Origin of the sequence: Kitasatospora sp. NPDC089509 (assembly GCF_044749365.1) — a bacterium.
Taxonomy (GTDB): Bacteria; Actinomycetota; Actinomycetes; order Streptomycetales; family Streptomycetaceae; genus Kitasatospora.
In genome coordinates this window covers 69,324-96,042 of record NZ_JBIVHS010000025.1, presented here as the reverse complement: position 1 = coordinate 96,042, position 26,719 = coordinate 69,324, and the positions used below count along the sequence as shown (strand labels likewise).

Annotated in this window: 26 protein-coding genes; 10 read left to right on the top strand and 16 right to left on the bottom strand. The window is 74.9% G+C overall.

Annotation, left to right across the window (positions count from 1 at the left end):
* The first annotated feature begins 246 nt into the window (after nucleotides 1-246).
* A complete protein-coding gene (locus tag ACIP4P_RS36015) occupies nucleotides 247-1,425 on the top strand; it encodes a sensor histidine kinase (protein WP_400925837.1) in 1,179 nt (392 codons plus the stop codon).
* 37 nt (nucleotides 1,426-1,462) lie between these two features.
* On the opposite strand, the gene ACIP4P_RS36010 is transcribed toward ACIP4P_RS36015, so the two are convergent.
* Nucleotides 1,463-3,082 carry a purple acid phosphatase family protein gene (locus ACIP4P_RS36010; protein ID WP_400925834.1) on the bottom strand — a complete coding sequence of 540 codons (1,620 nt, stop codon included), beginning with the start codon at nucleotides 3,080-3,082 and terminating at the stop codon, nucleotides 1,463-1,465.
* A 166-nt stretch (nucleotides 3,083-3,248) separates the two neighbouring features.
* On the opposite strand from ACIP4P_RS36010, the gene ACIP4P_RS36005 reads away from it, so the two are divergent.
* Nucleotides 3,249-3,923 (top strand): response regulator, encoded by a 675-nt coding sequence (locus tag ACIP4P_RS36005; protein ID WP_400925831.1) that lies wholly within the window; start codon nucleotides 3,249-3,251, stop codon nucleotides 3,921-3,923.
* Nucleotides 3,924-4,256: 333 nt separating this feature from the next.
* Here ACIP4P_RS36005 and ACIP4P_RS36000 read toward each other — a convergent pair whose 3' ends face one another.
* Nucleotides 4,257-5,954 (bottom strand): peptide-N4-asparagine amidase, encoded by a 1,698-nt coding sequence (locus ACIP4P_RS36000; RefSeq protein ID WP_400925828.1) that lies wholly within the window; start codon nucleotides 5,952-5,954, stop codon nucleotides 4,257-4,259.
* Between the two features lie 209 nt (nucleotides 5,955-6,163).
* Nucleotides 6,164-7,066 (bottom strand): LysR family transcriptional regulator, encoded by a 903-nt coding sequence (locus ACIP4P_RS35995; RefSeq protein WP_400925825.1) that lies wholly within the window; start codon nucleotides 7,064-7,066, stop codon nucleotides 6,164-6,166.
* A gap of 139 nt (nucleotides 7,067-7,205) precedes the next feature.
* Here ACIP4P_RS35995 and ACIP4P_RS35990 point away from each other — a divergent pair, with 139 nt between their 5' ends.
* Both ACIP4P_RS35990 and ACIP4P_RS35985 read left to right on the top strand, forming a co-directional pair.
* Entirely contained in the window at nucleotides 7,206-8,231 is a 1,026-nt protein-coding gene (locus ACIP4P_RS35990; protein ID WP_400925822.1) for a pseudouridine-5'-phosphate glycosidase, read from the top strand.
* A gap of 3 nt (nucleotides 8,232-8,234) precedes the next feature.
* Nucleotides 8,235-9,107, top strand: a complete 873-nt coding sequence (locus ACIP4P_RS35985; protein ID WP_400925820.1) for a carbohydrate kinase family protein — start codon at nucleotides 8,235-8,237, stop codon at nucleotides 9,105-9,107.
* Between the two features lie 80 nt (nucleotides 9,108-9,187).
* Here the strand turns inward: ACIP4P_RS35985 and polX are convergent, their stop codons facing one another.
* The 4 genes from polX to ACIP4P_RS35965 all read right to left on the bottom strand — a co-directional run bounded on the left by polX (nucleotide 9,188) and on the right by ACIP4P_RS35965 (nucleotide 13,607).
* Nucleotides 9,188-10,957, bottom strand: a complete 1,770-nt coding sequence (gene polX / locus ACIP4P_RS35980; RefSeq protein WP_400925817.1) for a DNA polymerase/3'-5' exonuclease PolX — start codon at nucleotides 10,955-10,957, stop codon at nucleotides 9,188-9,190.
* A gap of 54 nt (nucleotides 10,958-11,011) precedes the next feature.
* Nucleotides 11,012-11,740 carry a hypothetical protein gene (locus ACIP4P_RS35975; protein ID WP_400925814.1) on the bottom strand — a complete coding sequence of 243 codons (729 nt, stop codon included), beginning with the start codon at nucleotides 11,738-11,740 and terminating at the stop codon, nucleotides 11,012-11,014.
* 227 nt (nucleotides 11,741-11,967) lie between these two features.
* Entirely contained in the window at nucleotides 11,968-12,645 is a 678-nt protein-coding gene (locus tag ACIP4P_RS35970) for a DUF6629 family protein (protein ID WP_400925811.1), read from the bottom strand.
* An 8-nt stretch (nucleotides 12,646-12,653) separates the two neighbouring features.
* Nucleotides 12,654-13,607: a DMT family transporter gene (locus ACIP4P_RS35965; protein WP_400925808.1), complete on the bottom strand. Its 954-nt coding sequence runs from the start codon at nucleotides 13,605-13,607 to the stop codon at nucleotides 12,654-12,656.
* Nucleotides 13,608-13,915: 308 nt separating this feature from the next.
* On the opposite strand from ACIP4P_RS35965, the gene ACIP4P_RS35960 reads away from it, so the two are divergent.
* Entirely contained in the window at nucleotides 13,916-14,179 is a 264-nt protein-coding gene (locus ACIP4P_RS35960; RefSeq protein ID WP_400925805.1) for a dsRBD fold-containing protein, read from the top strand.
* Between the two features lie 82 nt (nucleotides 14,180-14,261).
* Here ACIP4P_RS35960 and ACIP4P_RS35955 read toward each other — a convergent pair whose 3' ends face one another.
* The gene (locus tag ACIP4P_RS35955; RefSeq protein WP_400925802.1) at nucleotides 14,262-14,792 is read right to left on the bottom strand and encodes a hypothetical protein; all 531 of its coding nucleotides are present in this window, start codon (nucleotides 14,790-14,792) and stop codon (nucleotides 14,262-14,264) included.
* A 206-nt stretch (nucleotides 14,793-14,998) separates the two neighbouring features.
* On the bottom strand, nucleotides 14,999-15,889 hold the full coding sequence (locus ACIP4P_RS35950; protein WP_400925799.1) for an alpha/beta fold hydrolase: 891 nt from the start codon (nucleotides 15,887-15,889) through the stop codon (nucleotides 14,999-15,001).
* 142 nt (nucleotides 15,890-16,031) lie between these two features.
* On the opposite strand from ACIP4P_RS35950, the gene ACIP4P_RS35945 reads away from it, so the two are divergent.
* Nucleotides 16,032-16,466: a MarR family winged helix-turn-helix transcriptional regulator gene (locus tag ACIP4P_RS35945; protein ID WP_400925946.1), complete on the top strand. Its 435-nt coding sequence runs from the start codon at nucleotides 16,032-16,034 to the stop codon at nucleotides 16,464-16,466.
* Between the two features lie 52 nt (nucleotides 16,467-16,518).
* Here the strand turns inward: ACIP4P_RS35945 and ACIP4P_RS35940 are convergent, their stop codons facing one another.
* On the bottom strand, nucleotides 16,519-17,445 hold the full coding sequence (locus tag ACIP4P_RS35940) for an AEC family transporter (protein WP_400925796.1): 927 nt from the start codon (nucleotides 17,443-17,445) through the stop codon (nucleotides 16,519-16,521).
* 212 nt (nucleotides 17,446-17,657) lie between these two features.
* Here ACIP4P_RS35940 and ACIP4P_RS35935 point away from each other — a divergent pair, with 212 nt between their 5' ends.
* The gene (locus tag ACIP4P_RS35935; RefSeq protein ID WP_400925793.1) at nucleotides 17,658-18,116 is read left to right on the top strand and encodes an HD domain-containing protein; all 459 of its coding nucleotides are present in this window, start codon (nucleotides 17,658-17,660) and stop codon (nucleotides 18,114-18,116) included.
* Between the two features lie 201 nt (nucleotides 18,117-18,317).
* Here ACIP4P_RS35935 and ACIP4P_RS35930 read toward each other — a convergent pair whose 3' ends face one another.
* Both ACIP4P_RS35930 and ACIP4P_RS35925 read right to left on the bottom strand, forming a co-directional pair.
* The gene (locus ACIP4P_RS35930; RefSeq protein ID WP_350512593.1) at nucleotides 18,318-18,692 is read right to left on the bottom strand and encodes a transglycosylase SLT domain-containing protein; all 375 of its coding nucleotides are present in this window, start codon (nucleotides 18,690-18,692) and stop codon (nucleotides 18,318-18,320) included.
* Nucleotides 18,693-19,311: 619 nt separating this feature from the next.
* Nucleotides 19,312-20,874, bottom strand: a complete 1,563-nt coding sequence (locus tag ACIP4P_RS35925) for a carboxyl transferase domain-containing protein (protein ID WP_400925789.1) — start codon at nucleotides 20,872-20,874, stop codon at nucleotides 19,312-19,314.
* A gap of 374 nt (nucleotides 20,875-21,248) precedes the next feature.
* Here ACIP4P_RS35925 and ACIP4P_RS35920 point away from each other — a divergent pair, with 374 nt between their 5' ends.
* A complete protein-coding gene (locus tag ACIP4P_RS35920; protein ID WP_350512657.1) occupies nucleotides 21,249-21,581 on the top strand; it encodes a ribonuclease in 333 nt (110 codons plus the stop codon).
* Nucleotides 21,582-21,657: 76 nt separating this feature from the next.
* Here ACIP4P_RS35920 and ACIP4P_RS35915 read toward each other — a convergent pair whose 3' ends face one another.
* Nucleotides 21,658-22,518 carry an MOSC domain-containing protein gene (locus ACIP4P_RS35915; RefSeq protein ID WP_400925786.1) on the bottom strand — a complete coding sequence of 287 codons (861 nt, stop codon included), beginning with the start codon at nucleotides 22,516-22,518 and terminating at the stop codon, nucleotides 21,658-21,660.
* A 177-nt stretch (nucleotides 22,519-22,695) separates the two neighbouring features.
* On the opposite strand from ACIP4P_RS35915, the gene ACIP4P_RS35910 reads away from it, so the two are divergent.
* Nucleotides 22,696-23,361, top strand: a complete 666-nt coding sequence (locus tag ACIP4P_RS35910; protein ID WP_400925784.1) for a TetR/AcrR family transcriptional regulator — start codon at nucleotides 22,696-22,698, stop codon at nucleotides 23,359-23,361.
* A 248-nt stretch (nucleotides 23,362-23,609) separates the two neighbouring features.
* On the top strand, nucleotides 23,610-24,140 hold the full coding sequence (locus ACIP4P_RS35905) for a universal stress protein (protein ID WP_400925781.1): 531 nt from the start codon (nucleotides 23,610-23,612) through the stop codon (nucleotides 24,138-24,140).
* 17 nt (nucleotides 24,141-24,157) lie between these two features.
* On the opposite strand, the gene ACIP4P_RS35900 is transcribed toward ACIP4P_RS35905, so the two are convergent.
* The 3 genes from ACIP4P_RS35900 to ACIP4P_RS35890 all read right to left on the bottom strand — a co-directional run bounded on the left by ACIP4P_RS35900 (nucleotide 24,158) and on the right by ACIP4P_RS35890 (nucleotide 26,506).
* Nucleotides 24,158-24,655, bottom strand: coding sequence for an SMI1/KNR4 family protein (locus tag ACIP4P_RS35900; RefSeq protein WP_400925778.1), 498 nt, complete (start codon nucleotides 24,653-24,655; stop codon nucleotides 24,158-24,160).
* A gap of 35 nt (nucleotides 24,656-24,690) precedes the next feature.
* Nucleotides 24,691-25,404 (bottom strand): alpha/beta hydrolase family protein, encoded by a 714-nt coding sequence (locus ACIP4P_RS35895; RefSeq protein ID WP_400925775.1) that lies wholly within the window; start codon nucleotides 25,402-25,404, stop codon nucleotides 24,691-24,693.
* A gap of 241 nt (nucleotides 25,405-25,645) precedes the next feature.
* Nucleotides 25,646-26,506: an IclR family transcriptional regulator gene (locus ACIP4P_RS35890; protein WP_400925772.1), complete on the bottom strand. Its 861-nt coding sequence runs from the start codon at nucleotides 26,504-26,506 to the stop codon at nucleotides 25,646-25,648.
* Between the last annotated feature and the right edge of the window lie 213 nt (nucleotides 26,507-26,719).

Genomic DNA, 26,719 nt, shown 5'->3' with positions numbered 1-26,719 from the left:
CCTCGGACAAGCCGGGCGCGGGCCCGTTCACGCGTCGGCCGCCCCCGCCCCGCACCCCGCGCCCCGTTCCGGCCGGGGTGCGGGGTTCAACGGCCCTCCCCTGTGGGGTCGTTGACCCCCGCACCGGCCAGCGAGATCGAGTCTGGCCCGCGCGGGCCGGCCGGACCTCCCGCTGCGGAGGGGAGTTGCCTCCATCCCGTGGAGGAGCCCGGCTCCCCCGGGAGAGCTGCCCGTAGGCTCGATGGCGTGCGTACCGATCCCCTGCCCCGCCCCGGTCGGCCCCGGCGGTGGCCCGCCGTCGGCGCCGCCCTGCTGCTGCTCGCACCCGTCGCGCTCGCGCACCCCGGGGAGCACGCTGCGGCCCTGGTGCCCGCCCTGACGGCCGTGCTCGCCACGGCGGTGGCGCTGCTGCCCCGGCCGCCCGGTCGGGTCACGCTCGCCGCCGCGGCGGGCGCGTCGGCCGGGGCCTCGCTGCTCGTCGACCTCTGCTACTCGGGGCCCTACCGACTGCCCGCGTTCTGGCTGCCGTTCGAGTGGCTGGCGTTGCTCGGCGTGCTGTTCCGGGCCGTCCGGGGGCTGCCCGACCGCTGGGCCGGGCCGATCGGCGGACTGGTCGGGTCGGCGGCCCTGGTGCTGCCGCTGCGGTTCGCCCTCCGGATGCCGCACGGCGGGCCGGCCGGACCGGTGGTCGCCGTGCTGGTCTCCCTGCTGCCGGTGCTCGGGGTCGCCGGGGCGGGCCTCTACCTGCGGGTGCTGGACGCCCGGCGGGAACGGGCGGTGGCCCGGGCCAGGCGCGAACAGCGGCTGGACGTGGCGCGCGGGCTGCACGACTCGGTCGCCCATGAGATCACCGGCATCGTGCTGGAGGCCCAGGCCGGCCAACTCCCGGGCCAGGAACCGGCGGAGACCGCGGCCCTGCTGCGCCGGCTGGAGGAGGCCGGGCTGCGCGCGCTGGACTCGATGGACGAGATGGTCGGCGCCCTGCGCGCGGACCGGGCGTCGGCCGCCGCCACCCGGCGTCTCGGCCTGGCCGACCTGCCGGAGTTGGTGGCCCGGTTCGGAACGGCGGGCGGCCCTTGCGCCACCGTCGAACTCGCGCCGGAGGCCGTCGGGTTGCTCGCCGCCGAGGCCGAGGCCACCGCGTACGCCGTCGTCCTGGAGGCCCTCACCAACGTCCGTCGGCACGCCCCGCGGGCCACCGAGGTGACGGTCGGGGTGGTCGCGGGCCCGGCGGGGTGCACGGTGAGCGTCGTCGACGACGGCGGTCCGGCCGCCCGCGGGCCCCGGTTCCGCCGCCGCCCCGGCGCGGGCGGTACGGGCCTGGCGGGCCTGTCGGCCAGGGTCGCCGCCCACGGGGGCGCCCTGACCTCGGGCCCGCTCGACCCGTCCGGCTGGCGGGTGTGCTGCACCCTGCCGGGGCGGTAGCGACAGGTCCGGTGGAACGCGTTCCGGACGCCTCGCCTCAGTGACCCCGGCCGCCGCCGCGCAGGCCGCGTGGGCGGGTGAGGGTGAAGCGGTCGACCGGCACCAGGTCGCCGTACGGGCCGCTGACGGAGTAGTACGTGACGTCGATGGTGGTGTCGCCGCCGCGCTCGCCCGGGTCGACGTCGAAGGAGGCGAAGCCGTACGGGTTGTCGGCGTCGCGGAAGGCGGACCAGGGGGCGTCCTCGATCACGTAGACCGGCGGCCGCTTGCCGGTGGAGCTGTCGACCGGGCCGACGCCGGTGATCACCCGGGCCTTGGGCGGGGTGAAGAAGAGGTGGTTGGAGGGGGCGGAGGTGCCGCCGCCGCCGATGACCATGTGGACGGTGCCCTTGGTGGTGTCGACGGTCTCGGTGTCGGTGGCGACCGGGATGGGCGTGCGGGTGTCGGTGGGCTGCTGGCCGCGGATCGGGTGGGAGCGCTCGTAGTGGTGCTCGTGGCCGCAGACCACCAGGTCGACGCCGTACTTGTCGAACAGCGGCACCCAGGCCTCGCGGACGCCGAGGTCGGCGCCGTTGAACTTGTCGGCCGTGGAGATGACGACCTGATGCATGCAGATGACGATCCAGTCGATCCCCGGGTCCGCGTTGGCGGCGATCAACTCCCGCTCCAGCCAGCGCTGCTGGGCGCCGCCGGAGTAGCCGTGCACATAGCTGTTGCCGGCGTCCTGGTAGGCGACGTCGTCGTTGTTGAGGCTGATGACGCGCACCGATCCGGCCGTGAACGCGTACCAGAGGCCGCGCAGTTCGCCGTCCGCGCCGGTGTCCGAGCCGGAGTCCGGGAGGTCGAAGTAGGCCTGGTAGGCGCCGTAGCCGATCGGGCCGTTGCCCTTCTCGTTCTCGTGGTTGCCGGCTGCGGGCATCCAGGGGCGGTGGCGGGCCGAGCGGGTGTTGTTCTCGAACCAGTCGGACCAGGTGCGGACCCGGTCGGTGGCGAGGTTGGCGTAGCAGAGGTCGCCGTTGACCAGGTGGAACAGCGGGGCGACCCGCTCGACCCCGGCGGTGGTGTCGCCCGCGGCGGGGCTGCCGAGGTTGTCGTTGACGTAGCCGTTGGCGGTCTGCTTGCCGAGGGTGGGGGTGCCCTGGTCGCCGAAGCTGGTGAAGGTGAAGGCGGCCCGGCCGCGCGGGGCGGTGCGGACGGTGCCGAGCTCGGGGGTGGCGCCGTCGTGCACGGCGGCGTAGACGTAGTCGGTGTCGGGCCGCAGGTTGCCGATCCGGGCGTGGTGCACCTGGACCTCGGTGCCGGAGTTGGCGTCCCGGTAGGTGCGGGTCTCCGCCTGCGCCGTCCGGCCGAAGCCGCCGTGCGAAGTCCCGTACATCACCCGGGGGTTGGAGACGGACGCGGTGGTGTGCCAGGAGACCGTGACCTCGCGCGAGGCGTCCGAGCCGAACTGCAGGTGCAGTCCGCCGACCCGTGGGGCGCCGGAGCGGTCCGGCCGTTCCCAGAGCAGCGGGGAGGCGGCGGCGGGGGTGGCCGCGACGCCGGAGAGGGAGACCGCGCCGCCGAGGCTCAGGCCGGTGGCGCCGGCGAGCAGCCCGCGCCGGCTGACGGAAGGGCTGACGGCGGGGCTGACGGGGGTGCGTCCACTGGAAGCGTTCATGGGCGCCAGCCTCACCGGGCGGAGGTGAACCGCGCCGGATCGGCGGCGTGAACTTTCCCGGGCCGGGTCGGGCAGCCCGGCAGCCGGGAAGTCGGGAAGTCGGGCAGTCGAGCCGGTGGTCGGGCGGAGCTTCCCGGCGGGCGGACGGTGCGGGAGACTGCCCGGTGTGACGAGTGCGAACGGTGGGTGTCCGCGGGTGATCCGGGTGTTGATCGCGGACGACCAGGAGGCGGTGCGGCGCGGCGTGCGGCGGATCCTCGCGGCGCAGCCGGACATCGAGGTGGTGGGGGAGGCCGCCGACGGTCTCGCCGCGCTGGAGCTGGCGGCCGAACTGCGGCCGGACGTGGCCCTGGTGGACATCCGGATGCCCCGGCTGGACGGGTTGGAGGTGACCAGGCGGCTGTCCGGTGCGGTGCGGGTGGTGGTGCTGACCACTTTCGACCTGGACGAGTACGTCTACCCGGCGCTCCGGCACGGCGCCTCCGGCTTCCTGCTGAAGCGTTCCGGCCCGTCCCTGCTGGCCGAGGCGGTGCGGGCGGCGGCGGACGGCGAGAGTCTGATCAGCCCGTCGGTCACGGTGCGGCTGCTGAAGCACGTGACGGCGCCGCGCCGGTCCGCGCGGCCGACCGCCGGCGTGCCGGTGGTGGCGCTGACCGAGCGGGAGGTGGAGATCGCCGGTCAGGTCGCGGCGGGCCGGACCAATGCCGACATCGCGGCCGAACTGTTCATCTCCCCGGGCACGGTGAAGACGCACGTGGCCAGCATCCAGCGGAAGTTGGGGGTGGCGAACCGGGTCGGGATCGCGGTGCACGCGTGGGAGATGGGGTACCCGGTGCCGTAGCGGCGCCCGGTGGGACGGGACGGGGGCCGGGCGGCGGTGGGACGAGTGCGTCCACGGAGCCGAGGGGACGCTCCGTGGACGCGGGGAACCTACGAGGCGGGGGCGGCCTCCGGACGTGGCGTCCTCCGGCCGGTAGTTCGATCGTCGACCGAGGTAGTACCAGCGGCAGACCCTGATCCGTCTCGATCTGTCACCACTGCCTCCTGCGGTCGAACTTCCTTCAGCTGCCTCGCAGGTCCATCTCCCATCATGCGCCTCCTACGGCGGGTGCACCAGGGGTCAACGGCCCGAAATCGGGCGAATTTCGCAACTCGGGCGCTGTGCCGCCTCGGGTTACGGCGCCGGCCACCCGTCCACGAAGGCCAACGTCCGGTGGTACGGCCCGTCCGGCCCGGTGCTGCGGTAGTCCTCGGTGCTGCTGCCGGTCCGCACCGTGCGGTCGCCGTCGTGGCGCCGTGCGGTGGGTCGCAGGGTGTGGTCCACGGTGGAGCGCTCGGTGACGTGGCCGCCGGTCGCCGTGGTGGCCGCGCGGTGGTAGCCGAGGTTCATCGCGGTGTTCTGGTCGGTGTTCCCGGCCGCGTCCCGGCTCACCTTGTACGTGACGTCCAGCGGTTCGCCCTCGTGCACGGTGGTGGTGCGGTGCGGTCCGCCGCCCCAGGTGCTGGTGGCGCGGGTGAGGTCGGCGTCGTTGTGCAGGGTCACGTCGTTGCCGCTGTCGCGCAGTTGCTGGGCGGAGCTGAACGCGAGGTCGTCGCGGACCTCGGTGGTGATCCGGCCGTGCGAGGTCTGCACCCAGCCGCGGGCGAGGTCGTGCCGGGCGGCGGTGACGGTCCAGTCGCCGCTGCCGCTGCCGCCGCCGTGGTCGGCGAGTCGGGTGGTGACGGCGGCCTCGGGGGCGACCCGGTAGTCGGTGAGCTGCCCGGAGGTGCGGGCGGTGCCGTGGTCGACCTCGGCGAACAGGTTGAGCTGGCCGGTCCAGACGTCGTTGCTCTGCGCCTCGGTCGCGTTGACGGTGACGCCGAGCCGGTGCGGGCGCCCGTCGAGCAGCAGGCCGACGTACGGGGTGAGGTCGAGCCGGTAGGCGGGCAGGTCGAAGGCGAAGACGCCCGGCACCGGCCGCCACAGCAGCGGGTCCCAGCCGCCGGTGTAGATCACCGGGTAGGGCCAGACCGCTCCGGCCACCCGGCCGTCCACGGTGAGCCGCAGCTCGCGGAACGGGCCCTTGCCGCAGGCGCCGATCGACGGGTTGGCGGCCACGAAGGCGTCCGGCGCGGCGGCGTAGGCGAACTCCTCGCAGGCGCCGCCGCCCCGGGCGTACAGCTCGGCGGTCAGTCGCTCCAGGTTCCGGGGGAAGGTGACGTCCCCGGTGCTGGCCGGGGCGGCCTGGGTGAGCGAGAACGCGCCGGTGGTGAGGACCTGGTCGGCGCCGTGGGCGGCGGGCCAGCGGTCGTCGGCGGTGTAGAAGGTCAGGCTCGCCGAGAGCTTGTAGACGCCGGTGTAGGTGGCGTCGGTGACGTTGGCGAGATCGAGCGAGAAGGGCTGCGGTCCGGCGGCGAACAGCGGGGCGTAGCGGGTGAGATCGCGCTCGACGTTCCACTGGATGCCGTCCTGGGACGGTTCCGGGGTGGAGGACAGCAGCACCTGGACGCCGCCGATGCGGGCGCTGAAGATGCGGTCGAACTGCCGTCCGGCGACCTGTCCGTGGAGGTCCAGGACCACCGCGGACCAGGGGCCGGCGCAGTCGGCGGGCGGGGTGACGCTCGTGGTGTACGGGGTGTCGGGCGGGTTGCCGTAGCCGTTGCGGAACTCGCGGTCGTGCATCACCTCGACCGTGCAGGAGCGGGTGTCGGGGCGGGTGAGCGGCTTGGTGGCGGTGATCGGGTCGTGGTAGCCGCTGCCGAAGTCGGCGTGGGCGGGTGCGGCGGCGGTGAGGGTGCCGGCCAGGGTGAGGACGGCGGTGCCGAGCAGTCCGGCGGCGCGGCGCAGCAGTGGGCGGCGCGGGCGCGGGGAGGGCAGGGAGCGCAGGGCCAAGGTGGGTCCCCGGGGTCGGGCGGCCCGTCGGCGCGCGACGGGCCGGGTGGGTGATCCGGGCATCCTTCCGGCGCTGGCATGTGAGCGTCAAGAGTCGGCGCGGGGGTCGCGGTCGGTCCTCGCCACTTCCGGTCGGCCCCCGTCGTTTCCCGCTGTTTCCCGCCGTGGGGCACCGTTTCCCGCCGTCCTGCAGTGGTTCCCGCCGCGCCTCACCACTCCTCCAACTCCGCGGCCTCCTGCCGGATCAGGTTGCGCAGCGTGGCGAGCGGGGGCCGTCGGTCGTCCGTGCGCCACTGCATCTCCAGCGGCAGGGTGGCCCGCCCCTCCAGCCGTACGGTGGCCACGTCCTCGGTGAGGTGGCCGGTCATCGAGCCGGGTACCAGGGAGAAGGCGCGGTTGCGGGCGAGCAGGTAGAGCCGGGAGCCGACGATCCGGGGTGGGCTGACCAGCACCGGCGGGTCGATGCCGTGCTCGGCGCACAGGCCGAGCACGTGGTCGTAGTACCGGGGGTGCTGCTCGCGCGGCCACAACAGCAGCGGCAGGTCGCGGAGTTCGGCGAGCCGCAGGCCGGTCCGTCCGGCCAGCGGGTGGTCCCGGCCGAGGGCGACCCGGACCGGCTCGTCGGCGATCCGCTCCAGCCGGTAGCCGGGGACGTCCGCCAGGAAGCGGCCGAGGCCGATGTCGGCGAGTTCACCGGCCAGCGTGGTGGACACCTGGCCGGTGTCGACGGCGAGTTCGGCGGTGTGGAGCGTGGGCAGCTCCTGTTCGGCCCGGCTGACCACGGCCGGCAGCAACCGGTTCACCACGCTCGGCGAGGCGACGATCCGGGCCGTCCCCAGCCGGGACTCCTCGTGCAGCCGGACCCGGGACAGCAGCGTCCCGGCCTGTTCGAGCAGCCGGGCGCTCTCGGCGACCATCACCTCGCCGGCCTCGGTCAGCGCGACCGAGCGGCGGCTGCGGTCGAACAGCTCGACGCCGACGGTCCGCTCCAGCCGGGCGACCTCCTGGCTGACCGTCGGCTGCGAGATGTGCAACCGCTCGGCGGCCCGGCCGAAGTGCAGCGTCTCGGCGACGGTGAGGAAGACCTCCAGCTGCCGCAAGGTGAAGCCCATACGGATCATCCTAGTGCGAACCAATAGGCCCTCGCCTATCGGAAACCCCAGGACTCATTCTGGTTTCCGATCCGAACCGTCCATACGCTGAACGGCACGTTGCCCCATCGCAGTGGCATCTCACAGGGAGCCCCACACCATGACCGGACTGCCCGCCAGCACCCCCGCCAGCACCCCCGCCATCCAGGTCGCCGAGGAGGTCGCGCGGGCCGTCGCCGACGGCCGTCCCGTGGTCGCCCTGGAGTCGACGATCTTCACCCACGGACTGCCGCGGCCGCGCAACCTCGCCGTCGCGCTGGAGGCCGAGCAGCAACTGCGCGCGGCCGGCGTCGTCCCCGCCACCATCGGCGTGCACGCGGGCGTCCCCACGGTCGGGCTGAGCACCGAGCAGATCACCGAACTCGCCGCCACCGACGGCCTGGACAAAGTCAGCCTGCGCGACCTGCCGGTGGTCGCCGCGCTCGGCCGGCACGGCGGCACCACCGTCGCCGCCACCGCCTTCCTGGCCCACCGCGCGGGCGTGCGGGTGTTCTCCACCGGCGGCCTCGGCGGCGTCCACTTCGGCGCATCCGAGAGCTTCGACGAGTCCGCCGACCTGACCACCCTGGCCGCCACCCCGGTCACCGTGATCAGCGCCGGGGTGAAGTCGATCCTCGACATCCGGGCCACCCTGGAGCGCTTCGAGACCCTCAACATCCCGGTCATCGGCTACCGCACCACCAAGTACCCCGGCTTCTACGTCACCGACTCCGGCCACGAGGTCAACTTCGCCGTCCAGTCCCCGGAGGAGGCCGCGCGGATCATCGACGCCCGCGACCGGCTCGACCTGCCGCAGGCCGTCCTGATCGCCAACCCGGTCGACCCGGCCCGGCAGTTGCCGCCGGAGGAGCTGGACGGCATCCTGGCCCGCGCCTGGGCCGAGGCCGAGCGCCGGGGCATCACCGGCAACGCCTCCACCCCGTTCCTGCTCGACCACATCCAGCGCGACACCGGGGGACGCAGTCTGGAGGTCAACGTCGAGGTCTACCGCGGCAACGTCCGGCTCGGCGGGGAGATCGCCGGCGCGCTGGCCCGGATCCCCGCGGCGGGCCGGGCCGGTGGGGCGAGCGGCCCGGACGGGACCGGCGGGGCCGGTGGGTCCGTCGCCGCGCCCACCGGGGCCTGAGCCGTGCTCGGGGTGCTCGGCGACCTCGTCGAGGACATCGTGGTCTGGACCGACGGCCCGCTGCGCCACGGCACCGACTCCGGCGCCCGGGTCTTCCGGCGGCGCGGCGGCAGCGCCGCCAACGTCGCCTGCTTCGCCGCCGGGCAGTACCCGGCCCGGTTCCTGGGCTGCGTCGGCGCGGACCCGGTCGGGGACGGCATGGTGGCCGAACTCGGCGGCCACGGCGTGGACGTGCGGGTGCAGCGGCACGGCCGGACCGGCAGCGTCGTGGTGCTGATCGACCCGGACGGCGAGCGGACCATGCTGCCCGACCGCGGCGCCGCCACACTGCTGGAACGCGTCCCGGAGGACTGGCTGACCGGCCTGACCCACCTGCACGTGCCCGGGTACTCCTTCGACGGCGAGCCGGTCGGCCGGACGGCGGTCGACGCGCTCGACCGGGTCCGGTGGGCGGGCGGCACCACCTCGGTGGACGCCTCCTCCACCGGCATGCTGGAGGAGTACGGGCGGGAGCGCTTCCTCGCCCTGCTGGCCGGGTTGGCGCCGACCTTCGTGTTCGCCAACCGTTCCGAGTCGGCCTTCCTCGGACTGCTGGTGGACGGCCTGCCCGGGCCGGAGCGCGCCCGGCTGGCGGCCACCACGGTGGTCACCAAGGCGGGGGCCGAGGCGACCACCGTCGACGTCCCGGGTGACGGGCTGTTCACCGTGCCGGTGCCGCCGGTCGCGGAGGTGCGCGATCTCACCGGAGCCGGGGACGCCTTCGCGGCGGGGTTCCTGGCCGGGTTCCTGGACACCGGGGACCTGCACCTGGCGGCCGGCCTCGGGCACCGCAGTGCGGCCCGGGTGCTGGGCTCGCCGGGGGCCAGTTGCGCGTAGGTCGTGGCTGTGGCTGTGGCTCTGGCTGTGACTGTCGCCGCGGCCGTTCCGGGTCGACTACGGGTGTAGTCGACCCGGAACTACTTCTGTAGTGCGTCCTTGCGGAGGAAGTGCTTCAGCTTCTGCCACGTCCAGGCGTTGACGACGTCCTCGACGGTGAGCCAGCCGCGCTGTGCCGTGCCGATCCCGAAGCGCGGGTAGGCCAGCTGGCCGGTGGCGTGGGCGTCGCTGTCGATCGCGAACCGCACGCCGTGCCGCTTGGCCCGCAGGACGTCCTCGTCGCGCAGATCGAGCCGCTGCGGCGAGCTGTTGATCTCGATCGCGGTGCCGGTGCGGGCGGCCGCCGCGAACACCGCGTCCAGGTCGACGTCGATCGGCCCGCGCCGGCCGATCCGGCGGGTGGTGAGGTGGCCGATGACGTGGACGTACGGGTTCTCGCAGGCGCGGATCAGCCGGCGGGTCTGGGCGGCGCGGTCGAGGGTGAAGTGCGAGTGCACCGAGGCCACGCAGACGTCGAACCCGGCCAGGAACCCGGCCGGCCAGTCCACGCCGCCGTCCGGGCCGATGTTCAGCTCGGTGCCGTGCAGCAGGCGCAACTTCCGGTGGCGGTCGGCGAGTCGGCGCAGCTCCGCGCGCTGGGCGAGCATCTTCTCGTCGGTCATCCGCTGCATCACCAGGTCCGGCGCGTGGTCGGTGACGGCGTAGTAGGAGTAGCCGCGGGCGGCCGCGGTGTCGATCATCTCGGTGAGGGTGGCCAGGCCGTCGGTGAGGTCGGTGTGGGTGTGCAGGTCGCCGCGCAGGTCCGATTCCTGGATCAGGTCCGGGAGTTCACCGTTCAGCGCGGCCTCGATCTCGCCCCGGTCCTCGCGCAGCGTCGGCGGGATCCAGGGCAGCCCGAGGGCCGCGTACACCTCCTCCTCGGTCGCGGAGACCACCTTGGCGCCCTCCCGGCCGCCCTTGGTGTTCCGGTCGGCGTCCTCCTCGCCGCCGACTTCGAACAACCCGTACTCGGAGAGCTTCAGACCGGCCCGCACCGCCCGCGTGCGCAGCGCGATGTTGTGCGCCTTGGACCCGGTGAAGTAGACCAGCGCGGCGCCCCAGTCCTCCTCGGGGACGACCCGCAGGTCCACCTGGATCCCCTGGGTGGTGCGCACCGAGGTCTTGGTCGGCCCGCTGCCGATCACCTCGGCCACGTACGGGAGTTCGGTGAGCGCGGCCATCAGCGGTGCGGAGTCGGCGGCGGTCGCCAGCACGTCGATGTCGCCCACCGTCTCGCGCATCCGGCGCAGCGAACCCGCGTACGCGCAGCGGGTGCAGCCGGGGACGGCGGAGAGCGTCTCGACCAGCTGCTCGGCCAGCTCGGTCGCGGCGTCCAGGAGGGTCCGGCCGCCGGACTGCCGCATCAGCTCGATGCCGTGCAGGATCTTCTCGCCGCTGCGCTCGCCGAAACCGGCCAGGCCGGAGAGCCGGTCGGCGCGGACCGCGGCGGCGAGTTCGTCGACCGAGGTGATGCCGAGGTCACGGTGGAGGGTGCGGGCGCGCTTGGGGCCGACGCTGGGGACGGCCATCATCTCCCGTACGCCGGAGGGGATCTCGGCCCGCAGGGCCTCCAGCGCGGGGATCGTCCCGGAGGCGAGGTACTCGGCGATCTTCTCGGCGGTGGACCTGCCGACGCCCGGGATCTGCTGCAGGCCCTTCACGTCCAGACCGGCCAGGTCCTCGGGGTGGCCGCCGACGGCCCGGGCGGCCTTCTCGTAGGCGCGGGCCCGGAAGGCGTCCCCGCCGGTGATGTTGATCAGGTCGGCGTACTCCTGGAGCAGCTCCCTGACCTGGTCGTTGAGCCGGGGCATGGGGCAAGTCTAGGTTCGCCGGGCGCTGTTCGCCGGGCGGCGGGTTCCGGGACCTCAGTCGTAGGCGACCGCGAGCAGCAGCACCACGGTCAGGCCGCCGCCGGGGGTGGGTTCGACCGCGAGACCGCCGCCGGCCGCCAACACCAGGTTGCGCAGGGCCGGGCCCACCGCGCCGGTGGGCCGCGGGTCCGCCGGCGGCCGCTCCCCGGCCCCGGGCGGCCGGTAGGCGCCGCGGTCGGAGATCCGGATCTCCACCCGCTCCCGGCCGCGTCCGCCCGCCGGCCGTCCACCGGCCGTCCGGGCACCGGCCACTCGTCCGCTCGCGGACCGGGGTGCCGCCGGGCCGATGCGCCGGACGTCCGCCCGGACCAGCACCCGGCCGTCCGACGGGCTGCGCCGGATCGCGTGGTCGAGCAACCCGGCGATCGCGGCCTCCATCCGGCGGGCGTCCCCGGCCACCACCGGCAGCCCCGGGGCCAGCCGGACCGTGACGGCCGCCGCCCGGCCGCCGCCGCGCACCACCCGGCGCACCACCTCGGCGACCTGCACGTGCCGCGCCTGCGGCTCGCACCCGGCCGGTCGGCCGGTCCGGTGCAGCTGGTCGAGCTCCGTCCGGGACAGCGTCCTGGGCCCCGCCATCGCGATCGGCGGGAACGGGCCGAGGCCCTCCGGCGCGCCCTGCCCGCCCTGGCCGCCCTTGCGGTCGGCGCCGCCCGCGCCGCCGAGCGCACCCAGCGCCCGGGCGCCCGACGCGACGTAGCCCCAGAGCTTCCCGCGTGCCATCGCCCTGCCCCTCGTGCCTGACCGGTGGCCGTCATCGAGTCCGCGGCCGACCGGGGCGGGCCGCTTCCCGGGCCCTGCTGCCAGCCTGCGCCTCCTCCGCCCGGGTGACAACCGGCTCCGGGGCGCGAACCGGCCCACGCCCCCCGCCGAGCGGCGGGTACCCCGCACCGCCGACCGGCGGGGCGGGACGTCCGCCCGTCTCCCGGGCGCCCGGGGCGAGGGCCGGGTCAGCGGGCGAGGGCGGCTCGTGGGGGCGGCTGTCCCGTCCAGTGCAGGAGCAGCAGGCTGGCCAGGGCGGCGAGGGCGCACCAGGTGGAGACGAACGCGAGCTGCCAGAGCAGGGCGCAGACCACGGCGCCCGCTCCGGTGAGCAGGCCGAGCCGGTGGAGCAGGCGGTCGCCGCTGATCAGGAGGGAGCCCACGGTGGCGAGGAGGTAGCCGGTGAGCAGCAGGGCCGGGTACGGGATGCCGATGGCGTAGCCGAGGGTGTGGCCGTGCCGGGAGGCCGTCACCGGGCGGGTCGCGACGGCGACCGCGAGCGGGACCGCCACCGCCGCGCCCAGCAGGGTCAGTACGGTGAGCGCGCGACGCCGGCCGGGGCCCGCCGGGTGCCCGGGCTCGCCGGCCGCGCACCGGACCCCGGCGGGGACCAGGACGGGCAGCAGCGGCAGGGCGATCACCGCCCAGGCGGTGCGGGCCGCCCGGGCGGGGGCCGACGGCAGCTCGCCGTCGGTGCCGAGCCAGACCAGCGCCTCGATCAGCTGGTGCACGCCCAGCACCAGCGGGAGCGCGGCCAGCAGCAGGCGCCGTGGCCGTCCGGACCGTGCGACCCGTGCCAGACAGGCCAGCCCGACGGCCGCGACCGTCCCGCCGGCCACGGCGTCCGCCTGGGCGCTCCAGCACATCGGTCCCGCTACTCGCCCTTCTGCTCGCCGTTCCCGGTCGGGTCGCGGGCGGCGTCGCCGTCGGCGGCGGCTCGCTCCTCCGGTGGGGCCCCGATGCCCTCCAAGGTGTCCCGGACGGTGCCGGGCAGCGCCGGATGCCGGCCGATCACGATCACCCCGACCACGATCGCCACCAGCCCGGCCGCCTGCCAGGCCAGCGCGCCCGGGGTGACCCGCAGCCGGTCGCCCAGGAAGCCGACGGCGCAGGCGATCCCGGACAGCGGCTGGGCCGCGGTCAGCGCCGGTAGGGACATCCGCAGCGGGGCGGCCTCGAAGGCGCTCTGCACCAGCAGCAGCCCGACCACGCCCGCCACCACCACCGCGTACGGCTGCCAGCTGCGCAGCACGGCGGCGAGCCCGCTGTGGTCCAGGCGCTGGGTGGTGGTGCGGGTGAGCGCGTCCTGGAGGCCGTACAGCAGCCCGGCGGCCAGCGCGAGCAGGGTGGCCTCCTCGAACAGCGGCAGCCGGCGGGCGAGCGCCACCAGCAGCAGGGTCAGTCCGACCACCGTGCCGACCACCAGCCAGTGCCGCAGTTCCCCGGCCGGCGGGCCGCCGCCGGTGGGCTGCCCGGCCACGATGAACGCCGTCACCCCGAGCCCGAGCAGCAGCACCCCGGCCCAGCCGGAGCGGCCCAGGGTCTGACGGGTCAGCACCCGGGAGAGCGCCATGGCGAAGATCAGGTTGGTCGCCAGCAACGGTTCGACCAGGGACACCTCGCCCTGGTTCAGCGCGAGCGCGGACAGCAGCAGCCCGGCCACCATGAACCCGGTGCCGAGCAGCCACTCGGGCATCCGCATCAGGTCCAGCAGCAGGCGCCAGCGCAGCAGGTCGGCACGGGGGGCCCGTTGCGCCGCGTGCTGCTGGAGGACGAAGCCGAGTCCCAGACAGCAGGCCGCGCCCAGAGCGAGGAGGAAGACCGCCACGGAGGGACCACCAGGTTGTCGCTGCCCCGCGCCGCGCCGGCGGTTCCGGGGGAGGGTCGACGGTCGCGGCACGCTTCCGTCAGCGTACCGCCGGGGCGGTGGCCGGGCCGATCGGACGCGGGCCTCCCGCACCGGCCGCCGCCCGGGCCGCCGCGTGGGCCGCCCGTCGGCCGTCGGCCGCCGTCCGCGACGGCCGCGCTTGCCGCCGCGGGTGGGGCGGGCGCACGCTGGTGGGAGCGGCCGCCACGGGCCCTCCGTCCGGCGCGGCCCGGACCGGCGTGACGGGGGCCGGCGCCAGGAGGTGTGGCATGCACAATCAGTGGGATGTGGAGCTGAGCTTCGACGAGGACGGCGTGCATACGGTGTGCGACGCCAGGTTGACGGGCGCGAGGGCGCCGGGCCTGAGCGCCCACGGTGAGTCCGAGAAGAGCGCCGAGGACCGTCCGCTCGCCAGGATCGGCGAGGAGGTCGCGGCCTCCCGGGCCCTGGAGGAGCTGTCCCGCAAGCTGCGGGCCCAGGCCACCGGGGAGATCGAGGACGAGGGGCACCGCCCGGGTTATCTGATCTACTGACGAGCCGCCGACGGCGCCGGAACCGCTCGCGCGGCAGGGGCAGCCGTCCTCGAACGGCCGCCCCGGGAACGGTTCGGGCCGGTCAGCTCCAGGGGTCGGCCGGCTGGTCGTCGATGGCGGTCCAGAACCGGGTGCCCTGCGGGAGCGAGCCGGTGGCCCAGAGCGACCAGCCCTCGCCGTCGTGGAACTCGGCCATCCGCCAGTCGCCGCCGAAGGTGTCCGCGCACAGCCCGTCGCCGACGTCCCGGCTGGTGAGGTCGGAGCCCGCGGTCGGGTCGGTCGCCGCCACCTCGCCGCCGGCCCAGCTGTGGAAGCCGCTGGTCGGGATCCCGTCCGGGGCCGGGCGGTCGTCCACCCGGATGCAGAGCACCGGCAGTTCGGTCCCGGGGGCGGTGTCGCCGAGGTAGGGGTTGCTGAGGCGGTCCGTCCCGACGTGCACCGAGGTGCCGCGCTGCTCCAGGACCGACCAGGTCAGCCCCAGGTGCCCGGCCGGGGAGGCGTCGACGGTCAGGGTCGGCCCGGCGGTGACGGCGGAGGCACCGCTCGGGGCGACGGTCAGGGCGGCGAGCGCGAGCACCGCCGCGGGGGCGAGGCGTCGGAGGAACACGGCCATGGCTGCTCCAGGGGAGAGGCGTGGGAGTGGTGCGGCTGCGGGGCGACAGTGTGCCAGCGCCAAGTGTCCGCTGGAGCAATGGACTTGACGGGTGCGTCGGTTTCCGGCCGCCGGGCGCCGTGATGGTCCGTGGGCTACCGGATCGCGGTCTCGGGGTTCCCTGCCGGTAGCCCATCGGGGGCGGGCCGTGGTGCGGTGGGTGGGGGTCAGGGGGTGGGCCGGGTGAGGAAGGTGAGGACGTGACGGTTGACCTCGGGGGCGGCGGCCACCGGGAAGTCGTGGTGGGTGGCGCCCGGGACGGTGGTCACGGTGGCGTGGGGGACGGCCCGGCGGGTGGTCTCGGCGGCGCGGTGGGGGTCGAGGGCGCGGGAGCGGTCGGCGTAGAGGGCGAGGAGGGGGGTGGTGAGGGCGCCGAGGCGGGCGGGGGTGGGGCGGGGGCCGGTGATGACGCGGGAGGCGGGGAAGTCGGCGTAGCCGAGGGCGTAGACCTCGCGCCAGTCGGGGTCGGTGCGGGGGCTGCCGGCGGTCTCCCAGTCGAGGAAGGCGTGGGCGCGGGCCGGGGTGCGGCCGGGGAGGAAGAGGGGGAAGGCGTGCAGCAGGTAGCCGGGGCGGAAGCCGGCGAAGCACTGGGTGGGGTCGAGCAGGGCGAGGCGGCCGACCCGGGCGGGGGCGTGCAGGGTGTAGGTGAGGGCGATCCAGCCGCCGTACGAGTGGCCGCAGAAGTCGGCTTCGGTGACGCCGAGTCGGTCGAGCACGGCGTCCAGCCAGCCGTGCAGGCCGGGGACGTCGCCGAGCGGGGTGCCGTCGTGGACGCTGCGGCCGGGGTCGCCGATGAGGTCGACGGCGAGGACGCGGTGCCCGGCCTCGGCCCAGGCGCCGGCGTTGGCGAACCACATGGTGGAGGTGGCGCCGCCGCCGTGGAGCAGCACGAGGGGGCGTCCGTCGGCGGGGCCGCAGGCGTTGACCCGGGTGGTGCCGTGGGCGGTGCGGACGGTGAGAGGTTCGACCGGGACGGGCCACCGGGCGAGCAGCCGGTCGTAGGCGGTGAGGAAGGGGGTGAGGTGCGGCGCCGGGGAGCGGTCGGTGCGGGCGGACATGCTGGGCCTCCGCGAGGTGTGGTGTGATCGCGTGCGGATATGGCACAAACTCACTCGTTGAGCGAGTCTCTCGCTGAACGAGAGAATAATGGCACGCGCGTGCCCGAGGAAGGAGGGCAGGGTGCCCGAGGTTGAGGAGCCGATGCGGCTGGTCCATCTGCTGCGCGGTCTGACGGTCGAACTCGACCTGTTCGGGGCGGAGTTCGCCGCCCGCAGCGGCCTGCACCCGACCGATCTGCGGGCGCTGATCCACCTGCTGGACGCCGCCCGGGCCGGGGCGGTGGTCACCCCGGGGCGGCTCGGCGAGGCGCTGCGGCTGAACTCGGCCGGGACCACCGGCCTGGTGGACCGGCTGGAACGGCTCGGGCTGATCCGCCGGGAGCGCGATCCGGGGGACCGGCGGAAGGTGCGGCTGGTGGTGGAGCAGCGGGCGATGGAGCTGGGGGAGGGCTTCTTCGGCGGGCTGATCGGGGACCTGGTCGCGGCGATGGGCCGGTTCGACCCGGCGGAGCTGGCGACGGCCCGGCGCTTCCTGGAGTCGATGACCTCGGTGGTGGCCGCCGCCCGCGCGGAGTAGGGCGCGGGGTCGGGTGCGGGAGCGGGAGCAAGGGCCCGGCGGCGGACGGGGGTTACGCGGGTCCGAGGCTCCAGGCGATCAGGGAGAGCGTCGCCATCGAGACCAGCGTCGACCAGAGCACGGTGTCCCGGGCGAGCTCGGTGCCCTGTCCGTACTCGCGGGCGTAGGTGTAGATGTTCTGGGCCGTCGGCAGGGCGGAGAACAGCACCACGGTGAGCAGTTGGTGCATGGGCAGGTGGAGCACCGGGCCGGCCACGAGCAGCGCGACCAGCGGTTGGACCAGGGTCTTGATGGCGACCGTCAGCCCGAGCTCCGCGCGGCGCGAACGGCCGTCCGCGGGCGGCCGGTTGTGCAGCGACATGCCGAGGGCGACCAGGGCGGTCGGCACTCCGGCGCCGCCCAGCAGATCGGCGGAGTGGTGGAGTTCGGCGGGCAGGCGGAACCCGGTCGCCGAGGCGACCGCGCCGAGGGCGGTGGCGATCAGGATCGGGTTGCGCAGCGGCAGGGTGAGCAGGGCCCGGCGGCCGGCCGCACCGCTGTCCAGGACGGCCAGCACGGCCGGGGTGACCAGCAGGATCTGGAAGAGGATCACCGGTCCGACGAAGGAGGCGTCGCCGACCACCTGCATGGTCACCGGGATACCGAGGTTGGCGGAGTTGACGTAGCCGGAGGCCATCGCGCCGATCGCCAGTTCACCGCGCTCGCGCCGGAACAGCAGCCGCCCGACGAGCAGTCCGAGGCCGGTCGCCACCGTGGTGCCGCACACGAAGGCGAGCATCGACGCGTTGGCGAAGTGCCCCAGCGGGGTGCGGGCGATCATCAGGAAGAGCGCGGCCGGCATCGCGACGTGGAAGACGAACCGGGTCAGCACCAACTCCGCCTGCGCTCCGAGCAGTCCGGCGCGGGCGACGACGTAGCCGACCGCGGTGAGCACCCAGATCGGGGCGAAGGCGGACAGCAGCGGGTGGAGGGCGTGCATGGTTCCTCGGATCGCTCGACGGGCCTGCCGGGTGCGGCGGGTGTCACCCGCCCGAGGGGCCAGGACCACCGAAACCGCCGAGAACCCCCCTGAGGCAGTAAACCAGTGGCCGCCGGGGAGTTGATCGTCGGGCCGGGCGGAAGCGGGCCCGGGCGGAAGGCGGACGGGCTGCCCGATAGGCCCCGTTGAGGGGTCCGGCCTACGATGAGCCGATGGAGGACCAGTACCTGAGCCTGTCCGAGGTGGAGGCGGTCGCGCGCCGTGCCCACCGTGGGCAGACGGACAAGAACGGCCACCCGTACGACGAGCACGTCGCGGCGGTCGCCCGGGGGACGGCGGCGCGCGGCGGCAGCGAGGCGCAGATCGCGGCGGGCTGGCTGCACGACACGGTCGAGGACGACCGGCTGAGCCGGGAGTGGCTGGCACGGGCCGCACTGCCGGAGGAGACCAAGGCGATCGTGGACGCGCTCACCCGGCGTCCCGGCGAGCCGCTGGAGCCGTACGCCGCGCGCATCCTGGCCACGCCCGGGGCGCTGCTGGTCAAGCGCGCCGATCTGGCGCACAACTCGGACCCGGCCCGGATCGCTCTGCTGGATCCGGTGACCGCCGAGCGGTTGGCCGCCAAGTACGCGCGGATGCGGGAGCTGTTGGGGCTGGGCGCGGAGCTCTGAGGGCTCCGAGGGCTCCGGGGGGCGCTCCGGGGGGGGCGGGGGCGGGGTTCGGCGCGGGGGAGCACGAGAGGGCCCGGGCCACGCGGTTCGCGCGGGCCCGGGCCCTCTCGGGTCACCCAGGTGGTCCCTGTCCGGCCCCCGGGGTGAGGGGGATGAGGTCAGGAGACAGGCGGTACGCCGGTACGCCGATGGTCGATCGGCTTAGTACCAGTGGTTGGCCTGCCAGAAGGTCCACGCGGCGTTCGGGCTGCCGTAGCGGGAGTTCATGTAGTCCAGGGCCCACTTGATCTGGGTGGCGGGGTTGGTCTTCCAGTCCGCGCCGGCGGAGGCCATCTTGGAGGCCGGCAGGGCCTGGCCCAGGCCGTAGGAGCCGGAGCTCGGGTTGGTCGCGGTCACGTTCCAGCCGGACTCGTGGGAGATGATCTGGCTGAACGAGGCCAGCTGGTTCGCCGGGACGATCTGCGCGGCGATGGCCTGCGGGGAGGCGGTCGCGGCGTTCGCCGTGGCGGGGAGCACACCCGCGCCCAGGGCGGTGAGGGCGGCGGTGCCGGCCAGAACGGCGGCAGAGGTGCGCATACGGAGCTTGAAAGTGGGCATGTAGGACAAGACCTCAATCAGGTTGGGCCGAGTCGCGCCCCACCCAGGACCACGGGCCGGACAGGGGCCGTTGTGGTTGTGGGGTGCGACTCGGCGAAAAGCCGTCCACCGGCGGGACAGGTGCCGGTGCGGCTGACGACGAGAGCCATTGTTGCCAGACCGGATCGGCCCCCGCCAAGACCCCCTCGTTACGACGTGCGGTCGTAGGCGTCGCGGGGGCCGTGGATTCGAAGGGGCGCTCCGCCGGGCCGCTCGGACGGGCTCTGAACTGGGCGGATGCCGGTCGGCGGGCGACCGGTCCGGGGGTGCGCGGGCCGGCCTGCGGTCACCACTACCGTCCGTCGTAGGCGTGATTCGCCTGTGAGCGCACTCACCGTTTAGCGGCGGCGGTCGTCACCGGACGGTCCGGTCACAGCACTTTGGGTACAGACGATCTGTGCCCGGCGCCACAGGAATCGGTCGCGTTCCGGAGCGAGGTCGACACCAGGGGTCACCGAACGGTCTTCGGTGGACGCAGAACGGTCGTGGAACGGTCGCGGGGTGGTCGTCGGACGGTCGTCGGGTGATCGTCGCGCGGTCGTACAAGGCGACCGAACGGTCATCGAAGGTCGCCGAGGCGCCGGTGCCGGAGCGCCCGGGCGGTGAGCCGGTCCAGCTCGGTGGTGGCCGACAGCTCGCCGAGGGCCGTGACGACGGCCGCACCGAGGCGGGCGCAGAAGGCCTCCGGCTCCTCGGCGGCGTCCGGCAGCTCGGGGACCACCTCGTCGACCAGACCGACCGCCGCCAGCCGGTGGGCGCCGATGCCCTGGGACCGGGCCAGCTCGGCGGCGTGCGCTCCGTCCCGGTGCACGATCGCCGAGGCGCCCTCCGGCGGCAGCGGCGCCAGCCAGGCGTGCCCGGCCGCGAGCACCCGGTCGGCCGGGAGCAGGGCGAGCGCGCCGCCGCCGGAGCCCTGGCCGAGCAGGACGGCCAGGACGGGGGTGCGCAGCGCGAGCAGGGTGGTCAGGCAGTGCGCGATCTCGACCGCGATCCCGTCCAGCTCGGCCCGGGCGGACAGCTCGGCCCCGGCGGTGTCCACCACGGTGACCAGCGGCAGGCCCAGCTGCTCGGCCAGCCGCGCGGTGCGCTGGACGGCGCGCAGGTCGGCGGCGGTGAAGGGGCGCTCGTGTCCGGCGCTCTGCCGCTGCTGGCCGACGACCAGGACGGGGTGGCCGCCGAGCACGGCGAGCGCGCGGACCAGGGCGCCGTCGCGGCCGCCGGGCGCGTCGAGCAGCACCAGCTCCTCGGCGGTGCGGCGCAGCAGCTCGCGGGTGCCGGGGCGGTCGGGGCGACGGGTGCGGCGGACGGAGTCCCAGGCGTCGGGGTGCCCGGGATCGGGGTGCTCTGGACTGGGGTGCCCGGTGTCGGATGCGGCCGGAAGAGAGGGCTCCCTATAAGAGGTGTAGACCGGTCGCGGAGGAGGGGTCGTGCCGAGGACGGTGAGCGTGCGGCGGAGCAGCTCGCGCAGCTCCTGCGGCGGCACCACGGCGTCGACCAGCCCGTGCCCGGCCAGCGTCTCGGCCCGCTGGACGTCCGGCGGCAGCTCCACGCCGCGCAGTTCCTCGTACACCCGTGGGCCGAGGAAGCCGAGTCGGGCGCCCGGCTCGGCGAGGACCAGTTGACCGAGGGTGCCCCAGGAGGCGAAGACCCCGCCCATGGTCGGGTTGCGCAGGTAGCTGAGATAGGGGAGGCCGGCCGCGCGGTGGGCCTGGACGGCGGCGGTGATGCGGAGCATGCAGAGGAAGGCCGCGGAGCCCTCCTGCATCCTGGTGCCGCCGGAGACCGGCAGGGCGAGCAGCGGGAGCCGTTCCGCGGTGGCGCGCTCGACGGCCCGGGTGATCCGCTCGGCGGTGGCGACGCCGATCGAGCCGCCGAGGAAGCCGAACTCGGAGGCGATCAGGGCCACCGGCCGCCCGTCGATCAGGCCGCGGCCGGTGAGCACGGCCTCGTCCAGGCCGGTGCGCTCGCGGGCCCGGTCGAGCGAGGCGCGGTAGTCGGGGTCGGGGTCCGGGCCGGCGGTCTGCTCGGTCGGCGGCTCGTCCCAGCCGCGGAAGCCGCCGGGGTCGACCAGCAGTCCGATCAGCTGGTGCGCCGTCAGCGCGGTGCCCGCTCCCGTGCCCATGTCCACCCCGTCAGAGATCGTCGTCCGCCGGTGGAGGTCGTTCCGGCCGCCCGACACGCTCCGTCACTCTATGCGGCGCGGGCGAGCCGTTGTGGGAGTGCTGTGAAGGTGTGAGGAGCCCGACAGCGGGGCCGTCGGTTGTTCGATGGCGGTCGACCCAAGGGTGGTACGGGCGGTTCGTGGACGGCCTCGGCGGTCGGCCTCCGGGGGTGGTTGTACGGGTCAAGTCGCAGGCGGGAAAGGTGAGTTACCCACCGGTAAAAAGTTGTCGGCGACCCTTTCGGACTTGTCGGTGGCTCGCCACACTGGTGGACATGACTCGCACTCTACGCGCGTGGAAGACTCGCGCTGCCGCCATCACCGCCGTCGCCCTGATGACTCTCGCCCCGGTCGCCGTCGCCACCGACGCGCACGCCGACGTGAGCGGCACGGTGTGCCTCTCCGCGCTGCCGTCGCAGGCCACCGACACCCTGAACCTGATCGCCTCGGACGGGCCGTTCCCGTACTCGCAGGACGGCGTGGTCTTCCAGAACAGAGAGGGCGTCCTGCCCAGCCAGTCGTACGGGTACTACCACGAGTACACCGTCATCACCCCGGGTGCGCCGACCCGTGGTACCCGCCGGATCATCACCGGCGAGGCCGCCCAGGAGGACTACTACACCGGCGACCACTACGCCACGTTCTCGCTGATCGACCAGACCTGCTGACGTCCTCGGACGTGACCGTGGCCCCGGCGGACGCCCGCCGGGGCCACGGTCGTGCCGACAACCGGCCGGGTGGACCTCAGAGCTCGGACGGCCCCCAGTCGCTCACCGTCAGCTCGTCCCCGACCCGGAGGGTGCCCGGCCGCAGGACGGAGAACTTGCTGCCGAACGCGACCCCGCCGGCCGTCGCCCGGCGGTAGCGCGCCAGGGTGCGCAGCGGCTCCGGACCGGCCTTGCCGCCGGTGGTCTGGTCCACCAGCGTCACCGCGCAGCGGATCGCCAGCTTGGTGTAGCCGAGTTCGGCGCCCGTCCCGGAGCCCGTCCGCGCATCCGGGCCGGTCCGGCCGACGGTGAACCGGCGGAGCAGGTCCTCGGTGTGCGGCTCCGGCCAGCCGTCCACCACCACGTTCGGGCGGAACCGGTCCACCGGCACCGGGGCCGCGCCCTCGTCGATGCGCGCGTTGAAGTCGTCCAGGGTCGCGCGGGACAGCAGGTGCACCGCGCTGCTGTCGGCGAAGCCGGAGGTCCCCGGGGTCAGCCCGTCGGTCACCCGGTCGTGCTCCGGCGGCACCCGGACCAGTCGGCTGGGCGAGCCCAGCACCTGGGAGAGCCACTCGGCGGCCTCCGCGCCCTGGTCGACGGCCAGGTACGGCGCCCCGAACAGCTGCACCTCGCGGCGCGGGCCCACGGTGTCCACGGCGAACGCCACCGGCTCCACCCCGGGGGCGACGAGGCGCAGCCGCCCGCCGTCCTCCTCCACCGCCGGGCGGACGGTGGCCAGCAGCGGGTCCCGCCGCTGGGAGCGGAACACGCCCCGCTCGTCCACCACCATGAACGCCCGGTCGTGGGCCAGCCCGGCCCTGGTCAACTCCGCCTGCTCCGCCCGCACTCCGGCACACCCCTTCACCGGGTAGTACCGCAACTCCGTCACCGTGGCCATGTCGCCCCGCCCCCGTACTGTGCGGCCGCTGCGGGCCGCTGCTGATTCGTGCCCCCGTAGGGTAGTTGCCGGCTCCGACCGGCTCCGACCGGCTCGGCGCCGGCGGTGCACCCGGCGGCTGCTCCGGTCGTCGAGTCGGTGAACTCCGGGCGGCCGTACGGTTGCTAGGGTCTGCGCATGGCACCGAGCAGTGCGAACCCTCCGGTACGGCTCCGGCGCGACGCCCAGCGCAACCGCGACCTGCTGCTCGCCGCCGCCCGCGACAGCTTCGCCCGGTACGGCCTCGACGTCCCGCTGGACCGGATCGCCAAGGAGGCCGGCGTCGGCAACGCCACCCTCTACCGGCACTTCCCCACCCGCGACGCGCTGATCGCCGAGGTCTTCGCGGACGCCGGGGTCGGACTGGCCGCCGCCGGGCAGGAGGCGCTCGCCGCCGAGGACGCCTGGACCGGCCTGGAACGCTACTTCGAGCGGATCCTCGAACTCGTCGCCGCTGACCGGGGCATCAACGACCTGGTCACCCGGGCCGTCCCGGGTGTCCCCGGTGTCTCTGGTGTCCCCGGCGCGATCGGGATCGGCCGGGGCCACGCCGCCACCGTCGGCGCGCTGATCGCCCGCGCGCAGGAGCAGGGCGCCATGCGGCGCGACGTGGACGCCAGGGACCTGCTGTCCCTGTTCGGCCCGCTCTGCCAGGCCCTGCCCGCCATCACCGCACTGCACCCGGACCTCTGGCGCCGCTACCTCGCCCTGCTGCTGGAGGGCTTCCGCGCCCGGGCCGCCCGTCCGCTGCCGGTCCCGCCGATCGGCGAGCAGTGCCCGGACGGGACGGCGCCGGACGCCTGATGCGTCGCAGGCCCGCTCCGCTGCCCCGTCCGCTGCCCGGGCATCGAGGGTGGCGCGGGCGTCGCGGGCCGCGCGGGCATCAGGGACGCGTACGGAATGCCGGGCAGCGCGTCAGAGCCGCGTCAACGGGCCGGGCCGGACGGGGGTGGACCGCTTTGCTGGGGTGACGCGCCGCAGGGCGGTCGCGGCGGACGCATCGTGCACGACGGACGCGCCCGGGGCGCAGAGGCGGAAGGGCGGGGCGGACCATGACGGACGCGGACACGGGTGCGGACGAGGGCCGGATCGTGGTCGGCGTCAGCGGCTCACTCGGCAGCCTCGCCGCCCTGCACCACGCGGTGGCCGAGGCCCGGCGGACCGACGTCGAGGTGCTCGCCGTGCTGTGCTGGACCCCGCCGGGGGAGGAGCTCGGGTACCGCCGCTCGGTCTGCCCGCCGGTGGTCGACGCCGGCCGCGACGCCGCCGTCGCCCGGCTGCGGCAGGCCCTGGACGAGGCCTTCGCCGGGCGCTACACCGGCGTGCGGCTGCGCTGCCAGGCCGTCCGCGGGGAGACCGCCCACACCCTGGTGCGCTGCGCCGACCGGTCGGACGACGTGCTGGTGCTCGGCGCGGGCCGGGAGCGCGGCTGCCTCTCCCGGCTGATCCGGCCGTCGATCAGCGCCTACTGCGTCCGGCACGCGACCTGCCCGGTGCTCACCGTGCCGCGCCCGCCGCTGCAGCGGGACCTGGAGGCGCTGGAGCGCGGGTACGGGCTGCGCGACCTGGTCACCGGGAACTGACCCAACGACTGTTTCCCTCAAGGGAGTTGAGCCGCGATACGGGCGGCGGCCGCGGGCCACGGCGGGAGTAGCTCGCCGCCCTGCTCCGCCATCACCTCCTCCTCCCACCATGCGCGCCCGTCCAGCCAGTCGGCCAACCAGCGGGCGAGCGAGGGGGAATCGGCCCGCAGCGGCTCGTGCTCCTCGTCGGGGGCGATCAGCAGGACGGGTGCGTCCGGGGTCAGGCAGTCCACGGCGCCGGTCATCCCGCAGCCCCAGTCCAGGAACTCCAGCACGCCGTACGGGTGTCCCGGCCCGCCCGCGACGACCTGGCTCAGTGGCCACAGCGGGTAGCCGTCCGGGCCGTACCCGCCGTCGCCCACCTCGCGGTAGAGGCGGGCGAACAGCGGTGGCAGCGGAAAGCCCAACTTGGCCTCGGCGGCCGCGAGTTGCTCGGCGGTGACGGGCGGCGGCAGGGCCGGGCCGACGTGCTGCCGGAGCCGGTCGATCAATGCGTCCTCGGCCGTGGTGGTCATGACGGCCATGGTGCCGGTCGGCTATGACAGTCGTACTACCGGATCCCGGCCGCCCGGGCGAGGACGGCGGCGGTGCGCCGGCCGGCCGCCAGGGTGGCGGGGTCGGTGGCGGGCAGGCAGCGCTGGGCCGCGGGGCTGTAGGCGGTCATCACCACGCCGGCGTGGTCGGTGGGGAGTTCGAGCAGTTCGGCGGTCGGCACGACGGTGCGCAGCTGGTGGGTGAGCTCCGCCGGCACCACCTCGTCCGTGGTGCCCAGCACCAGCAGGATCGGCACCGGGGAGGGGTCGGTCGCGAGGTGGTCGAGCGGGACGTCGCCGGTGGTCGCGGCCGGGCGGCCGTAGGCGGAGGCGATCCCGACCGCGGCGGTGGGGCGCAGCTCGGCCGGGGTGTCCGGGTGGGTGGCGACCGCGACGGCCTCCCGGCCGCCGAGCGACCAGCCGGCCAGCACGAAGCGCTCCGGATCCCCGCCGTACGCGGCGGCGTTGCGGCGGGCGAAGGCGAGCGAGGCGAGCAGGTCGGCGCGGCCGCCGTCCTCCCGGTCGGAGCGCCAGTCCGGGACCAGGACCAACAGGCCCAGCCCGGCGGCCTCCTGGGCGAGCGTGTGCAGCACGTCCCGCTCGTCGGGGCCCGAGCCGTGCCAGAGCAGTACCACGGGGGCGGGCCCGGTGGCGGTGGCCGCGGTCGGGCGGTGGACGTCCAGCAGCCGTCCGTCCGCGTACGGAACGGCCTCCGGTCGGGCGTTCGTCATGCGGGGTTCCCCTCCGATTTGGTGCGTGATCACGGAGCTTGTACTGTACTTCCTGTCGCGAGGGAGATGATTCCTCGTCAGGCGTCAGCGGTGCTACCAGAGCACGTCCTACTTTCAGTAGGAAGAGTCCGTGCGATCCGGGCCTGGCGCTCCATGATCGGATGGGGTCCGGTGCCTTTCCAGGCGCCGGGCCCCGTCCGCATTACTGGCCCGATGAGCGTTGCCCGAACGCCGACCAGTGTCAGGACGGCTGGCGGTCGGAGCCCAGTTCGCGGGAGATCCGCAGGCCGACCTGGGCGACCACCGGGCCGAGCGCGCGGACCCGGGCGGCGGTCATCCGGGAGGTGAGGCCGGAGACGGAGAGCGCCGCGGTGACCTCGCCGGTGTGGTCGAAGATCGGCGCGGCCACGCAGCGCACCTCGGGCTCGTTCTCCCGGTCGTCGATGGAGTAGCCGCGGGCCCGGATCCGGGCCAGGTCGGCGCGCAGCCGGGTCTCGTCCGAGATGGTCCAGGCGGTGACCGGGCGCAGGCCGGCCGCCACCACCTCGGTGACCGTCTCCTCGGGCAGCCAGGCGAGGATCGCCTTGCCCGTGGCGGTGCAGTAGGCGGGCGCCCGGCTGCCGACCCGGGAGGCCATCCGGACGTTGGTCTCGTCCTCGACCTTGTCCAGGTAGACGATCCCCGGGGTCTGCCAGACGGTCAGATGGACGGTCTCGCCGGCCTCGCGCTGGAGCCGACGCAGGTGTTCGGCGGCGACGCTGCGCAGGTCGAGGGTGGTCAGGTAGGCCTGGCCGAGCCGGAGCGCGCCGTGGCCGAGGCGGAACCAGCCGGTCTCGCGGTCCCGTTCGAGCAGGTGCTCGTCGAGCAGCGGACCGGCCAGCCGGAGCACGGTGCTCTTGTTGAGGCCCAGCCCGTCCGCGAGTTGGGCGAGCGGGACGCCGCGCCCGTCGCCGTGGTCCCGGACGTGGCCGAGCACGGCGAGCGCCCGGCGCAGCGAGGAGGACTGGTTGCGCTCGGTGGTGGGCTTCGAGGAGGGCGCGGGCGTCGACGGCGCGGGCGCCGAGGTGGTGGGTGGGGGTTGCTGGGGCGACGTCTCCGTCATGGGTCCGTTCCCTGGTCCGGTTCCGCTGGTGTTCCCCCGCACGACGGCGGCGGTTGTCAGAACGTACCCCTTCGGGCCCGGGACGGCGCATCTGCGATACAACGTTGTGCAGTGCAAAACTTCGTGAACCGCCTCTTGTTGGGGCCGATCGCCCACGCCTAACGTCCCTGCCATCGAGCAGGCGGCGTCGCCCACCCGAGGCGCTGCGCCCTG

Coding starts and splice junctions, on each gene's coding strand:
- ACIP4P_RS36010 (WP_400925834.1), bottom strand. CDS start 3,082: ATGAACGCTTCCAGTGGACGCACCCCCGTCAGCCCCGCCGTCAGCCCT.
- ACIP4P_RS35995 (WP_400925825.1), bottom strand. CDS start 7,066: ATGGGCTTCACCTTGCGGCAGCTGGAGGTCTTCCTCACCGTCGCCGAG.
- ACIP4P_RS35990 (WP_400925822.1), top strand. CDS start 7,206: ATGACCGGACTGCCCGCCAGCACCCCCGCCAGCACCCCCGCCATCCAG.
- polX (WP_400925817.1), bottom strand. CDS start 10,957: ATGCCCCGGCTCAACGACCAGGTCAGGGAGCTGCTCCAGGAGTACGCC.
- ACIP4P_RS35975 (WP_400925814.1), bottom strand. CDS start 11,740: ATGGCACGCGGGAAGCTCTGGGGCTACGTCGCGTCGGGCGCCCGGGCG.
- ACIP4P_RS35970 (WP_400925811.1), bottom strand. CDS start 12,645: ATGTGCTGGAGCGCCCAGGCGGACGCCGTGGCCGGCGGGACGGTCGCG.
- ACIP4P_RS35960 (WP_400925805.1), top strand. CDS start 13,916: ATGCACAATCAGTGGGATGTGGAGCTGAGCTTCGACGAGGACGGCGTG.
- ACIP4P_RS35955 (WP_400925802.1), bottom strand. CDS start 14,792: ATGGCCGTGTTCCTCCGACGCCTCGCCCCCGCGGCGGTGCTCGCGCTC.
- ACIP4P_RS35950 (WP_400925799.1), bottom strand. CDS start 15,889: ATGTCCGCCCGCACCGACCGCTCCCCGGCGCCGCACCTCACCCCCTTC.
- ACIP4P_RS35945 (WP_400925946.1), top strand. CDS start 16,032: ATGCGGCTGGTCCATCTGCTGCGCGGTCTGACGGTCGAACTCGACCTG.
- ACIP4P_RS35940 (WP_400925796.1), bottom strand. CDS start 17,445: ATGCACGCCCTCCACCCGCTGCTGTCCGCCTTCGCCCCGATCTGGGTG.
- ACIP4P_RS35935 (WP_400925793.1), top strand. CDS start 17,658: ATGGAGGACCAGTACCTGAGCCTGTCCGAGGTGGAGGCGGTCGCGCGC.
- ACIP4P_RS35930 (WP_350512593.1), bottom strand. CDS start 18,692: ATGCGCACCTCTGCCGCCGTTCTGGCCGGCACCGCCGCCCTCACCGCC.
- ACIP4P_RS35925 (WP_400925789.1), bottom strand. CDS start 20,874: ATGGGCACGGGAGCGGGCACCGCGCTGACGGCGCACCAGCTGATCGGA.
- ACIP4P_RS35920 (WP_350512657.1), top strand. CDS start 21,249: ATGACTCTCGCCCCGGTCGCCGTCGCCACCGACGCGCACGCCGACGTG.
- ACIP4P_RS35915 (WP_400925786.1), bottom strand. CDS start 22,518: ATGGCCACGGTGACGGAGTTGCGGTACTACCCGGTGAAGGGGTGTGCC.
- ACIP4P_RS35910 (WP_400925784.1), top strand. CDS start 22,696: ATGGCACCGAGCAGTGCGAACCCTCCGGTACGGCTCCGGCGCGACGCC.
- ACIP4P_RS35905 (WP_400925781.1), top strand. CDS start 23,610: ATGACGGACGCGGACACGGGTGCGGACGAGGGCCGGATCGTGGTCGGC.
- ACIP4P_RS35900 (WP_400925778.1), bottom strand. CDS start 24,655: ATGACCACCACGGCCGAGGACGCATTGATCGACCGGCTCCGGCAGCAC.
- ACIP4P_RS35895 (WP_400925775.1), bottom strand. CDS start 25,404: ATGACGAACGCCCGACCGGAGGCCGTTCCGTACGCGGACGGACGGCTG.
- ACIP4P_RS35890 (WP_400925772.1), bottom strand. CDS start 26,506: ATGACGGAGACGTCGCCCCAGCAACCCCCACCCACCACCTCGGCGCCC.